Origin of the sequence: Thermus sp. CCB_US3_UF1 (assembly GCF_000236585.1) — a bacterium.
In the GTDB taxonomy this organism is placed as follows: Bacteria; Deinococcota; Deinococci; order Deinococcales; family Thermaceae; genus Thermus.
On record NC_017278.1, the window covers coordinates 1,833,047 to 1,843,893 of the forward strand.

Sequence of the window (10,847 nt, forward strand, 5' to 3'; positions counted from 1 at the left end):
TATGCGGCGCACGGTGCGGTACATCCTCGCTACCTCTAACCCCATGGGCGACCTCGAGGCCTTGGAGAAGTTCGTCAAGGTGGCCCCGGACACGGGGGCGGACGCCATCGCCGTCATCGGTAACCTCATGCCCAAGACGGCGAAAAGCCGGGACTACGCCGCCTTCTTCCGCATCCTGGCCGAGGCGCACCTGCCCACCGCCTACATCCCCGGCCCCGAGGACGCCCCCATCTGGGAGTACCTGCGGGAGGCGGCCAACATTGAGCTGGTCCGCCCCGAGATGCGGAGCGTCCACGAAACCTTCACCTTCTGGAAGGGCCCCTACCTGGTGGCAGGGGTGGGCGGGACCATCACCGACGACAGCGAGCCCGAGGAGCACGAGGCCCTGCGCTACCCCGCCTGGGTGGCGGAGTACCACCTAAAGACCCTTTGGGAGCTTAAGGACTACCCCCGCATCTTCCTCTTCCACACCATGCCCCACCACAAGGGCCTGGGCGAGGGGGGCTCCCACGAGGTGGCCCACCTCATCAAGACCCATAACCCCCTCTTGGCCATCGTGGCCGGCAAGGGCCAGAAGCACGAGATGCTGGGGGCGAGCTGGGTGGTAGTCCCCGGCGACCTTTCCGAAGGGGAATACAGCCTTTTAGACCTCCGCGCCCGCAAGCTGGAAACGGGGAACGTGCGCTAAGGCATGGATAAGGTGGTGGTCTGCCCCAACTGCGGCGCCAAGAACCGGCTAGGGACGCCCCCGCCCGGCCAGGTGCCGGTTTGCGGGGCCTGCAAAGCCCCCTTGCCCTGGATCGTGGAGGCGGACGAGAAGCGCTTCCAAGAAGAGGTGGCGGGGGCGCCCCTGGTCCTGGTGGACTTCTGGGCGCCCTGGTGCGGGCCCTGCCGGATGGTGGCCCCCATCTTGGAGGACCTGGCCCGGGAGCACGCCGGCAAGCTCAAGGTGGTGAAGGTGAACACCGATGAAAACCCGGGCCTCGCCGCCCGCCATAGGGTGATGAGCATCCCCACCCTGGTCCTCTTCCAGCGGGGCCACCCGGTGGCCACCTGGGTGGGAGCGAGCCCCAAGCGGGTCCTGGAGGAGCGCCTGAGGCCCTATCTGGCCTGAAGGAGGTGGAGGATGCTGGAAAAGCTTTGGCCCTTTGGCAGGAACCGGGTGCGCAAGGCCTTTGAAGAAGCCTTGGAAAAGGCCTTCCAAGAGGTGGAAACCCTGGAGCCCCTCTCGGAGCTCTCCGAGCACGAGGACCACTACCTCCTTAGAGTGGAGGTGCCGGGCCTCGGCCCCGAGAACCTGGAGGTGCGCCTGGAGGGGGACCAGCTGGTGATTGAGGGGGAAAAGCGGGAGGAAAAGCGCACCAAGCACTTGGCGGAAATCGTCTACGGCAAGATCTACCGCGCCTACCTCCTGCCCAAGGATGCCAAGAAGGAGGGCATCACGGCCCGCCTGAGCAAGGGGGTTTTGGAGGTGAGGATCCCGCGGGAGGAGCGCCCCGCCGAACCCCCGGTGCGGATCCCCGTGCAGGAAGCTTAGGGGTTGCTCCGCCGTCAGGCGGAGCCTTCTTTTATCAATCAACTTGACATCATGGCGCGCAATCTACTACCCTGGTACGTGGAGGGATGGCCATGTTGATGAAGGTAGCGGAGTTTGAAAAGCTCTTCCGCCTGGCGGCGGGGCTGGACGTGGACAAAAACGACCTAAAGCGGCTTTCCGACTTCCTCCGGAACAAGCTTTACGACCTTTTGGTGGCGGCGGAGCGGAACGCCAAGTACAACGGCCGGGACATCATCTTTGAGCCCGACCTGCCCATCACCAAGGGTCTCCAGGAAACCCTGAAGGCGTTCCGCCAGATGGACACCACCTTGGAGCTTAAACCCGTGCTGGACGCCTTGGCCGCTTTGCCGCCCCTGGACCTGGAGGTCTCGGAGGATGTGCGCCAGCTCCTCCCCGAGCTGGCCGGGGCCTTGGTGGTGGCCTACGCCCGCACCCTGAAGGAGCTGGACCCCGCTCTCAAGAACCCGCAAACCCCCCACCACGAGCGGGCGGAGCGGGTCTTTAACCTCCTCCTCTAGCCATGCAGGAGGCCCTCCTCGCCCTTTACCGGGGGGCCACCCGCCTGGTCTTCAACCTGGTGGTGGTGGCCCTGCTGGTGGGGCTTTTCGTGGGGGTGGGGCGGACGTTTTTGGAACTCGGCCTCACCCTGTCCGAACCCACGGTGCGCCTGGGTTTGAAGGAACTCATCACCAACGTCCTCAGCCTGGTCATCGTCCTGGAGCTGGTCCGGGTCTTCGTGGAGTACTTTGAACTGGACCGGGTGCGCCTGGAGGTCCTTCTGGAGATCGGGGTGGCCCTAGCCCTCAGGGAACTCCTCCTCCTGCTCTTCGCCGAAAAGCTCTCCGGGCTGGACCTCTTCCTGTGGACCATGGGCATCCTGGCCCTGGTGGGCGGGCGCACCCTGGCGGTACGGTTCTCGCCCAGGAGGGAGCGATGAGGGTAGAGGAAGCGGTGCTCCCGGGGGTGGGGCGGAAGTACACCATCACCGTGAGGAGCGGGGACCGCCTGGTGATCGTGGTCCACACCTCGGGCAAACGGGAGCTGCAGTACTTTGAGGGGGATGCCGACGAGCCCGCCGCGGCCCTAGACCTCACGGACGAGGAGGCGCGGGAGCTGGGGGCGATTCTGGCTGGGGTCCTGTTCCACCCCGAGGCGGTAGGGAACACCCGGAGCAAGCTGGGGGAAAAGGTGATCGAGTGGATCCGGATCCTGCCGGGCACCAGGCTGGCGGGCCGGCGGGTGGCGGAGATGCCCCTGCCCCCGGGGGCCCACCTCCTGGCCGTGGACCGGCCCGGAGCCCCCCTCATCCCCAACCCCCCTCCAGACACCCTCCTAGAGGTGGGGGACACCCTGGTGGTGGCGGGCACCCGCGAGGCGGTGGAAGCCCTCAAGGAGCGGCTCTGATGCACCCCTCCCTCGAGGCCTTCGCCCTGGCCGCCGGGTTCTTGGCCCTGGGAGCGGCCTTGGTCCACCGCCTGGGCTTTCCCCCCTTGCCGGTTTACCTGCTCACGGGCCTCCTCCTTGGGGAAAGGCTCCCCGTGGAGGAGCTGGAGCCCCTGCCCTCCCTGGGGCTCTTGCTCCTCCTCTTCTCCGTAGGGCTGGAGTTCGGGCCCGACCGCCTCAGGGAACTCTCCGGCAAGAGCCTGCAGGCCGGGCTTTACGACGCCTTGGCCCTCCCCTTGGGCTTCCTCCTGGGCCTCCTGGTGGGGCTGGACTGGCGGGGGGCGGCCCTGCTGGCCGGGGTCATCTACGTAAGCTCCAGCGCGGTGATCGTCAAGCTCATCATTGACCTGCGCCGGGCAGCCAACCCGGAAAGCGAGGTGGTGCTTGGGGTTCTGGTGCTGGAGGACCTTGTGGTGGCCCTGCTCCTGGCCCTTCTCGGAGGACAAGGGCCCGGGGGGTTCCTGGGAGGCCTCGGCCTTGCCCTCCTCTACCTCCTTTTCGCCCGCCTGGCAGGCCCCCGGCTGGTGGGGGTCATGGAAGGCCTCTCCCACGAGCTGATCCTCCTCCTGGGGGCGGCCTTCACCAGCGGCACCGCCCTCCTCTTCCACGCCACGGGAGCCTCGGAAGGCGTGGGGGCCTTCCTCGCCGGGGTGATCGCCGCGGGTCTTGGGCTTCGCCAACGCTTGGAGGAGCTCTTCGGGCCGGTGCGGGACCTGGGGGTGGCCCTTTTCTTCCTGGTGGTGGGAGCCCAGGCCATGGGGCTCTTCCACGGCCTGACCCCTGGAATGGTTGCCCTTGCCCTCCTGGCCCTGGCCCTCAAGCTTCCCCTCAACCACCTGGGGGCCCAGCGCGCGGGGCTTGGCCGCAAGCGCCGGCTCTACGCTGCCTTTTACCTGGTGCCCCGGGGGGAGTTCAACCTGGTCCTAGGGAGCCTGGCCCTGGCCCAGGGCTACCCCCTGGTGGCCCAGGTGGCCGTGCTCTTGGTCCTCCTTTCCATACCCTTGGGGGCCCTCCTCATCCGCTTCGCCCCCGAGCTGGGGGGGCTTCTCTTCCGGGAAGGGCCGCGACCCAAGGGCCCTCTTTCCACCAAGCCCGGCTAAGGTTCCTTGCCTTCCCCAAGGGGAGAGGCTATGCTCTTTCCGGAGGCCCTATGGAGGTTTTTTTCCAACTTTTCTGGCTTTTCTTCATCCTTTCCGCCCTAAGCCCCTACCTGCAACAGCAGATGCTCCTAGGGGCCAGGGCCCGCAAAATCGCCGAGTTGGAACGCAAGCGGGGTAGCCGGGTCATCACCCTCATCCACCGCCAGGAGGCGGTGAGTTTCCTTGGCATCCCCATCAGCCGCTTCATCAGCATTGACGATTCCGAACAGGTGTTGAGGGCCATCCGCCTCACGGACAAGAACATGCCCATCGATCTGGTCCTCCACACCCCGGGGGGGCTGGTCCTGGCCGCGGAACAGATCGCCGAGGCCCTCCTGCGCCACCCGGCCAAGGTCACGGTCTTCGTCCCCCACTACGCCATGTCCGGGGGTACCCTCATCGCCCTGGCCGCCGACGAGATCGTCATGGACGAAAACGCCGTGCTGGGCCCGGTGGACCCCCAGCTCGGCCAGTACCCGGCGGCCAGCCTCCTGAAGGTTCTGGAGAAAAAGCCCCTCTCCGAGATCGACGACCAGACCCTGATCCTGGCGGACGTGGCGGAAAAGGCCCTGAAGCAGGTCAAGGCCACGGTGAAAGGCCTTTTGCGCAAGCACATGCCCGAGGACAGGGCCGAGGAGGTGGCCCATCTCCTCTCCCAGGGCACCTGGACCCACGACTACCCCATTGACGTGGCCCAGGCCCGGGCCCTAGGCCTCAACGTGCGCACGGAGATGCCCCTCGAGGTCTACGAGCTCATGGACCTCTACCCCCAGGCCCAGGGGGGCAAGCCCAGCGTGCAGTACGTCCCCCTTCCCTACCGGCAGGAAGGGGGGAGGCGGTAGGTGTTCCCCCTTTACGACCTGAACCACGCCCGCCGCCCGGCCTACGTGGTCAAGGGCCTGGTGCTCCTCAACGCCTTAGCCTTCCTCTGGCAGCTCCTTTGGGGCCTAGAGGCCTCGGCCCAGGCCTACGGCTTCATCCCCGCCCGCTTCTTCCAAGACCCCGTGGGGGAGGGGTACCGCCTCCTCACCAGCATGTTCCTGCACGGGGGGTTTTTCCACATTCTCTCCAATATGTGGTTCCTCTGGGTCTTTGGGGACAACGTGGAAGACCGGCTGGGCCACGGGCGCTTCCTCCTCTTTTACCTCCTGGGGGGCGTGGCCGCGGCCCTAGCCCAGGGGCTTGCCGCTCCCTTAAGCCCCGTGCCCATGATCGGGGCCAGCGGGGCGGTTTCCGCGGTGCTGGGGGCCTACTACGCCCTCTTCCCCCGGGCCTACGTGGTCTCCCTGGTCTTCTTCATCTTCCCCCTTTTCCTCACCCTGCCCGCAGGGTTCTACCTGGGGTACTGGGCCTTCCTCCAACTCCTCCAGGGACTTCTGGGCCTGCCGGGGGTGGCCTGGTGGGCCCACCTGGGGGGCTTTCTTTTCGGCGTCTTCCTGGCCCACCGGTTTGCCCCCAGGTGGCGGCGTTGGTAGACTCTAGGCCATGAAAGTCCAGGAGCTGATGACCAAGGACCCGGACACCATCGGGCCCGAGGCCACCCTGGAGGAGGCCGCCCGGCGCATCCTGGAAAAGCGCTACGGCAGCCTGCCCGTGGTGGACCGGGAGGGGTACCTTCTGGGCCTTCTCCAGGTGGAGGAACTCCTGCCCCGGCCCGAGAACGTTCCCTTCTCCGATGTGGAGGCCCTGCAGCTCTTTGGGGAATGGGTAGACGGCAACTTCCTCCAGGACATCTACCGCCGCTACCAGAAGACCCCGGTGAAGGCGGTGATGCGCACGGACATCCCCCGGGTCCACCCCGAGGACCCGGTGGGGAAGGCCCTGGAGGTCCTCCTCACCCGCGAGATCCGCCACCTGCCGGTGGTGGACGGGTCCAACCGCGTGGTGGGCATCCTCACCCGCAGCGACTTCCTCAAGCTCATCCTCCGGAGGGGCTGATGCACGGGGCTGGGCATATCCTGGAGGTATTTTACCTTATCCTGGCGGCCCAGGTCATGGCCTTCCTCTTCAAGCGGCTGAACCAGCCGGTGGTCATCGGGGAGGTCCTGGCCGGCATCCTGGTGGGCCCGGCCATCCTGGGCCTGGTGCACGAGGGGGAGATCCTGGAGTTCCTGGCGGAGCTGGGGGCCATCTTCCTCCTCTTCATGGTGGGGCTAGAAACCCGGCTGCGGGACATCCTGGCCGTGGGCAAGGAGGCCTTTTTGGTAGCCATTTTGGGCGTGGCCTTCCCCTTCGTGGGGGGGTACCTCTTCGGCGTCCAGATCGGCTTCGCCACCCTGCCTTCCCTCTTCCTGGGCACAGCCTTGGTGGCCACCAGCGTGGGCATCACCGCCCGGGTGCTGCAGGAGCTGGGGGTCCTCTCCCGCCCCTACGCCCGCATCATCCTGGGGGCGGCGGTCATCGACGACGTCCTGGGGCTCATCGTGTTGGCGGTGGTGAACGGGGTGGCCCAGACCGGACAGGTGGAGATGGGGGCCATCTTGAGGCTCATCCTCCTCTCCTTGCTCTTCGTGGGCCTGGCCGTCTTCCTCTCCCCCCTCTTCGCCCGGCTGCCCCTGGAGAGGCTCCCGGTGGGAAGCCCGGTGGGCTTCGCCCTGGCCCTGGGGGTGGGGATGGCCGCCCTGGCGGCCTCCATCGGTCTGGCCCCCATCGTGGGGGCGTTTTTGGGGGGGATGCTCCTTGCTGAGGTGCGGGAGAAGTACCGCCTGGAGGAGCCCATCTTCGCCATTGAGGGCTTTTTGGCCCCCCTCTTCTTCGCCATGGTGGGGGTGCGGCTGGAGCTTTCCGCCCTCCTCTCCCCCGCCATCCTGGCGGCAGGGGGGGTGGTTACCCTCATCGCCATCCTGGGCAAGGTTCTGGGGGGGTTCCTGGGGGCCCTGACCCAGGGGGTGCGCTCCGCCCTCACCGTGGGGGTGGGGATGGCCCCCCGGGGGGAGGTGGGGCTCATCGTGGCGGCCCTGGGCCTGGCGGCGGGGGCGGTCAACGAGGAGGAGTACGCCATCGTCCTCTTCATGGTGGTCTTCACCACCCTCTTCGCCCCCTTTGCCCTCAAGCCCCTCATCGCCTGGACGGAGCGGGGCCTGCGCCAGGCCAAGGAATAGCCCGGTAAGCGGCGTAGGCGGATAGCACCTTGGCCAGGTACTCCCGGGGCTCATCCCGCTCCTGGAAGCGCAGGAAGGCCCAAAGCCCCCCCTCCTGGGCCAGGCCCCTGGAGGTGTAGCCGATCCCCCCGTTGTAGGCGGTGAGGGCGCAGGCTGTCCTTTCCATCCCCTCGAGGCCCAAGGCCTGGCACCGCTCCAGAAGCCAGCGCAGGTAGCGGGCGGCGTAGCGGATGCTGGCCTCAGGGTCCATGGGGTCGGCGGGGGGCTCCCCCAGCATCCGGGCCACGTCCGCCCAGGTGCCGCGGAGGAACTGCCCCAGTCCCAGGGCCCCCGTGGGGCTCACCGCCTTGGGGTCAAAGCGGCTTTCCACGTGGAGGAGGGCGTAGAGGAGGTGGGGGTCCAGGCCCTCACGGCGGGCATAGGCCTCCACCCACTCCCCGTAGGCCCGAGGGTAGGCCAAGGCGGTGGGCCAGGCAGCCCGGATCCCCTCCCGGTAGGCCCCCAGGCGGTAGAGGAGGGGAACCAGGGCCGGCCAGTCCCCGGGGCGCTGCCAAAGGGCATAGCGCACCTCCCCCCGGGCCCAGGCCTCCTGGCCCGCCCCCAGCAGGGCCTCCACCCGGGGGGCCTCGGGCGGGGAGGGGGCCTCCGGCGGGGGCGGGGGTGGGTCCGGGGTCTTGCCCACGAGGAGGCCAAGCCCACCGGAAAGGAGGGCGTAGGCCTCCTCCCGCACCCCCGGCAGGCCCAGCTCCCCGGCCAGGAGGTAAGCCCGCAAGGCGGCGTCGTCGGCGAAGGGGGTAGGGCTTTGGGCCAGTTCCAGGTACAGGGACAGGGCCTCCCGGGCAAGCCCGGCCCGCTCCAGGAGGGCCGTGGCCTGCCAAAGCCCCTCGGGGGTGCTCCTCCGGTAGAGGGAAAGGGCCTCCTCCTTCTGCCCCATCTCCTCCCGGATCCGGGCCTGGGCGTAGCGGCTTTCCGGGCGGTCGTAGCGCCCTAGGGCCCATAGGGCCTCCTCCCGCCGCCCAAGGCGCCAAAGGGCGTAGCCCAGGCCCAGGTAGCCCCTAGGGTCCCGCTCCGCCCAGGCCCGGTAGTGGGGCAGGGCTTCCCGGTAGCGCCCCAGGCGGTAAAGGGCCTGGGCCCTTAGGTCGGGCCTGGCCCCTTGGGGCAGCACCCGCAGGAGGGCCTCGTAGGCCTGGCCGCGGAACAGGGCCTCCCAAAGGGGCTCCCCCGCCCCCAGGCGCAAAAGGGCGGCCACCGCCTCCTCCTGGGGCAGAAGCCGTTGCCAAGCGGCGAAGGCCCGGGGGTCCTGGGCCCTTTCCAGGAGGGGGGCGGCCACCCGCCAGGCCGCCTTGGCCTCCCACCCAGGCTCAAAGGCCCGGGCCCCCTCCAGGAAGAGGGCGTAGCGCCAGGCGTACTCCGCCCGCTCGGCCAAGGGGATCTCCTCCCGGTCCACCAGGCGCCAGCCCGCCAGCATCCGGGCGTACCCTTCCCCCCCTAGGGCCACCTGGCGCACCGCCTCCACCCCTCCCCCTTCCAGGGGGGCGTACCCCGGGGGCAGGTCCTGGGCCTGGCAAGCGGCGAGGAAGAAGAGGGGGAAAAGCCAGCGCATGGCCTCACCCTACCCCTTGCGCCTGAGAGGCGGACGAGAAGGCAATGCTTCCCTCAGCGGTAGCCCCCTGGCACCCAGGGGAAAGCCGGCGTACCCTAGGGGAGCCTATGGCTATGGAAGGCCGTATTCCCCCCCACAGCCTCGAGGCCGAGCAGAGCGTGCTGGGGGCCATTCTCCTGGACTCCGATGTCCTGGACGAGCTGGAAGGCCTCCTCCCCTCCCCCGAGGCCTTCTACGCCGAAGCCCACCGCAAGATCTACGGGGCCATGCAAGCCCTCCGGGCCCAGAACCGGCCCGTGGACCTGGTCACCCTCTCCGAGGAGCTCTCCCGCCGGGGGGAGCTGGAGGGCCTCGGGGGGGTGAGCTACCTGGTGCAGCTCTCCGAGGCCACCCCCACCGCGGCCTACGCCGAGCACTACGCCCGCATCGTGGCGGAAAAGTGGACCCTGCGCAAGCTGATCCAGGCCGCGGGGGAGGCCATGCGCCTGGCCTACGAGGAGGCAGGCAGCCTAGACGAGATCCTGGACACCGCGGGCAAGAAGATCCTGGAGGTGGCCCTCACCCAGACGGACACCGAGGCCAGGGCCATGCGGGAGCTGGTCCACGAGACCTTTGAGCACATCGAGGCCCTATTCCAAAACAAGGGGGAGGTGGCCGGGGTGCGCACCGGCTTCAAGGACTTGGACAGCCTCATCGGCACCCTCTCCCCAGGCTCCTTAAACATCATCGCCGCCCGGCCCGCCATGGGGAAGACCGCCTTCGCCCTCACCATCGCCCAGCACGCGGCCCTCAAGGAGGGGGTGGGGGTGGGGATCTACTCCCTGGAGATGCCGGCGGCCCAGCTCACCCTGCGCATGATGTGCTCGGAGGCCCGCATTGACATGAACCGGGTGCGCCTGGGCCAGCTCACGGACCGGGACTTCTCCAAGCTGGTGGACGTGGCGGGCCGCCTCTCCGAGGCCCCCATCTTCATTGACGACACCCCGGACCTGACCCTGATGGAGCTGCGGGCCCGGGCCCGCCGCCTCAAAAGCCAGCACGGGGTGGGCCTCCTCATCATCGACTACCTGCAGCTCATGTCCGGCCCCGGGGGGAACAAGGGGGGGGAAAACCGGCAGCAGGAGATCGCCGCCATCTCCCGCGGGCTCAAGGCCTTGGCCCGGGAGCTCCACATCCCGGTCATCGCCCTAAGCCAGCTCTCCCGGGCGGTGGAGGCCAGGCCCAACAAGCGCCCCATGCTCTCCGACCTCAGGGAGTCGGGCTCCATTGAACAGGACGCCGACCTGGTGATGTTCATCTACCGGGACGAGTACTACAACCCCCACTCGGAAAAGTTGGGGGTGGCGGAGATCATCGTGGGCAAGCAGCGGAACGGGCCCACGGGCACCGTGGAACTCCAGTTCCACGCCCAGCACGTGCGCTTCAACGACCTAACCCGGGAGCCCTAGGAGGAGAGGAGGGCCGCGGCCCCCTCGGCAAGGGCCTGCCGGAGTTCCCGGTGCCCCAGGGATAGGCCTAAGGAGAGGGCCTCGAGGTAGCTCTCCTCAATGAGGCCCAGCTCTATGGCCAGGATCTTCTCAAAGGCCTCCACGGCGCTGAACACCTCGGGGCCACGCAAGGCGGTGCGCAGGTGCTCCAGGGAAAGCTCCTGCACGATGCCCATGGCGGGGACCATGGCCCTCGGGCCTATGCCCAGCTTGGCGTGCACCAGGCCGATGCGCCGCCGCCTTTCCGCGTAGGCCCGGTCGTAGGTCCCGCCAAAAAGCTCCGCATACCAGCGGGCGAAGGTGCCGTAAAGCCGCTCCACCCTCCCCGGGACCGCGTGCAGGATCCCCGCCAGCTCCCCGTCCCGCCCCAGGTAGTCGTAAAAGGCCAGGGCCACCTCGGGGGCGATGGGGGTCATCACCTCCCCCAGCTCCCTCAGCAGGGCGGCGTGGGCCTGGGTAAAGCCGGTGCGGCGCTTGAGGAGTTCCAAAAGGTCCCCGGGGTCCACGGGACAAATC

At 68.3% G+C, this 10,847-nt stretch carries 14 protein-coding genes; 12 read left to right on the forward strand and 2 right to left on the reverse strand.

Annotation, left to right across the window (positions count from 1 at the left end; translation table 11 throughout):
• Position 1: 1 nt before the first annotated feature.
• The 11 genes from TCCBUS3UF1_RS09090 (at position 2) to TCCBUS3UF1_RS09140 (ending at position 7,241) form a co-directional block, all read left to right on the forward strand.
• The gene (locus tag TCCBUS3UF1_RS09090) at positions 2-688 is read left to right on the forward strand and encodes a hypothetical protein (RefSeq protein WP_014516215.1); all 687 of its coding nucleotides are present in this window, start codon (positions 2-4) and stop codon (positions 686-688) included.
• 3 nt (positions 689-691) lie between these two features.
• The gene (gene trxA, locus TCCBUS3UF1_RS09095; RefSeq protein WP_014516216.1) at positions 692-1,114 is read left to right on the forward strand and encodes a thioredoxin; all 423 of its coding nucleotides are present in this window, start codon (positions 692-694) and stop codon (positions 1,112-1,114) included.
• A 12-nt stretch (positions 1,115-1,126) separates the two neighbouring features.
• Positions 1,127-1,537, forward strand: coding sequence for an Hsp20/alpha crystallin family protein (locus TCCBUS3UF1_RS09100; RefSeq protein WP_014516217.1), 411 nt, complete (start codon positions 1,127-1,129; stop codon positions 1,535-1,537).
• Positions 1,538-1,629: 92 nt separating this feature from the next.
• Positions 1,630-2,076 (forward strand): DUF1931 family protein, encoded by a 447-nt coding sequence (locus TCCBUS3UF1_RS09105; protein ID WP_014516218.1) that lies wholly within the window; start codon positions 1,630-1,632, stop codon positions 2,074-2,076.
• 2 nt (positions 2,077-2,078) lie between these two features.
• The gene (locus TCCBUS3UF1_RS09110) at positions 2,079-2,495 is read left to right on the forward strand and encodes a phosphate-starvation-inducible PsiE family protein (RefSeq protein ID WP_014516219.1); all 417 of its coding nucleotides are present in this window, start codon (positions 2,079-2,081) and stop codon (positions 2,493-2,495) included.
• Positions 2,492-2,962 carry a cation:proton antiporter regulatory subunit gene (locus tag TCCBUS3UF1_RS09115; RefSeq protein ID WP_014516220.1) on the forward strand — a complete coding sequence of 157 codons (471 nt, stop codon included), beginning with the start codon at positions 2,492-2,494 and terminating at the stop codon, positions 2,960-2,962. Before TCCBUS3UF1_RS09110 ends, TCCBUS3UF1_RS09115 begins: the two co-directional genes overlap by 4 nt.
• Positions 2,962-4,101 (forward strand): cation:proton antiporter, encoded by a 1,140-nt coding sequence (locus TCCBUS3UF1_RS09120; RefSeq protein WP_014516221.1) that lies wholly within the window; start codon positions 2,962-2,964, stop codon positions 4,099-4,101. Before TCCBUS3UF1_RS09115 ends, TCCBUS3UF1_RS09120 begins: the two co-directional genes overlap by 1 nt.
• Positions 4,102-4,151: 50 nt before the next feature.
• Positions 4,152-4,982, forward strand: coding sequence for an ATP-dependent Clp protease proteolytic subunit (locus tag TCCBUS3UF1_RS09125; RefSeq protein WP_014516222.1), 831 nt, complete (start codon positions 4,152-4,154; stop codon positions 4,980-4,982).
• Positions 4,983-5,615, forward strand: coding sequence for a rhomboid family intramembrane serine protease (locus TCCBUS3UF1_RS09130; protein WP_014516223.1), 633 nt, complete (start codon positions 4,983-4,985; stop codon positions 5,613-5,615).
• 10 nt (positions 5,616-5,625) lie between these two features.
• The gene (locus TCCBUS3UF1_RS09135) at positions 5,626-6,078 is read left to right on the forward strand and encodes an HPP family protein (protein WP_014516224.1); all 453 of its coding nucleotides are present in this window, start codon (positions 5,626-5,628) and stop codon (positions 6,076-6,078) included.
• Positions 6,078-7,241: a cation:proton antiporter gene (locus TCCBUS3UF1_RS09140; RefSeq protein WP_014516225.1), complete on the forward strand. Its 1,164-nt coding sequence runs from the start codon at positions 6,078-6,080 to the stop codon at positions 7,239-7,241. Before TCCBUS3UF1_RS09135 ends, TCCBUS3UF1_RS09140 begins: the two co-directional genes overlap by 1 nt.
• Here the strand turns inward: TCCBUS3UF1_RS09140 and TCCBUS3UF1_RS09145 are convergent.
• Complete coding sequence (locus TCCBUS3UF1_RS09145; RefSeq protein ID WP_014516226.1) at positions 7,198-8,844, reverse strand: transglycosylase SLT domain-containing protein; 1,647 nt, start codon at positions 8,842-8,844, stop codon at positions 7,198-7,200. The two genes, TCCBUS3UF1_RS09140 and TCCBUS3UF1_RS09145, sit on opposite strands and share 44 nt — an antisense overlap.
• A 113-nt stretch (positions 8,845-8,957) precedes the next feature.
• On the opposite strand from TCCBUS3UF1_RS09145, the gene dnaB reads away from it, so the two are divergent.
• Entirely contained in the window at positions 8,958-10,292 is a 1,335-nt protein-coding gene (gene dnaB / locus TCCBUS3UF1_RS09150) for a replicative DNA helicase (protein ID WP_041434032.1), read from the forward strand.
• Here the strand turns inward: dnaB and TCCBUS3UF1_RS09155 are convergent.
• Positions 10,289-10,837, reverse strand: a complete 549-nt coding sequence (locus TCCBUS3UF1_RS09155) for a protoglobin domain-containing protein (protein WP_014516228.1) — start codon at positions 10,835-10,837, stop codon at positions 10,289-10,291. The two genes, dnaB and TCCBUS3UF1_RS09155, sit on opposite strands and share 4 nt — an antisense overlap.
• Positions 10,838-10,847 lie beyond the last annotated feature (10 nt).

Excerpts from the sequence above, each read along its gene's own strand:
- trxA (WP_014516216.1), top strand. The coding sequence starts at position 692 with ATGGATAAGGTGGTGGTCTGCCCCAACTGCGGCGCCAAGAACCGGCTA.
- TCCBUS3UF1_RS09140 (WP_014516225.1), top strand. The coding sequence starts at position 6,078 with ATGCACGGGGCTGGGCATATCCTGGAGGTATTTTACCTTATCCTGGCG.
- dnaB (WP_041434032.1), top strand. The coding sequence starts at position 8,958 with ATGGAAGGCCGTATTCCCCCCCACAGCCTCGAGGCCGAGCAGAGCGTG.
- TCCBUS3UF1_RS09105 (WP_014516218.1), top strand. The coding sequence starts at position 1,630 with ATGTTGATGAAGGTAGCGGAGTTTGAAAAGCTCTTCCGCCTGGCGGCG.
- TCCBUS3UF1_RS09120 (WP_014516221.1), top strand. The coding sequence starts at position 2,962 with ATGCACCCCTCCCTCGAGGCCTTCGCCCTGGCCGCCGGGTTCTTGGCC.
- TCCBUS3UF1_RS09100 (WP_014516217.1), top strand. The coding sequence starts at position 1,127 with ATGCTGGAAAAGCTTTGGCCCTTTGGCAGGAACCGGGTGCGCAAGGCC.
- TCCBUS3UF1_RS09110 (WP_014516219.1), top strand. The coding sequence starts at position 2,079 with ATGCAGGAGGCCCTCCTCGCCCTTTACCGGGGGGCCACCCGCCTGGTC.
- TCCBUS3UF1_RS09145 (WP_014516226.1), bottom strand. The coding sequence starts at position 8,844 with ATGCGCTGGCTTTTCCCCCTCTTCTTCCTCGCCGCTTGCCAGGCCCAG.
- TCCBUS3UF1_RS09125 (WP_014516222.1), top strand. The coding sequence starts at position 4,152 with ATGGAGGTTTTTTTCCAACTTTTCTGGCTTTTCTTCATCCTTTCCGCC.
- TCCBUS3UF1_RS09135 (WP_014516224.1), top strand. The coding sequence starts at position 5,626 with ATGAAAGTCCAGGAGCTGATGACCAAGGACCCGGACACCATCGGGCCC.
- TCCBUS3UF1_RS09115 (WP_014516220.1), top strand. The coding sequence starts at position 2,492 with ATGAGGGTAGAGGAAGCGGTGCTCCCGGGGGTGGGGCGGAAGTACACC.
- TCCBUS3UF1_RS09090 (WP_014516215.1), top strand. The coding sequence starts at position 2 with ATGCGGCGCACGGTGCGGTACATCCTCGCTACCTCTAACCCCATGGGC.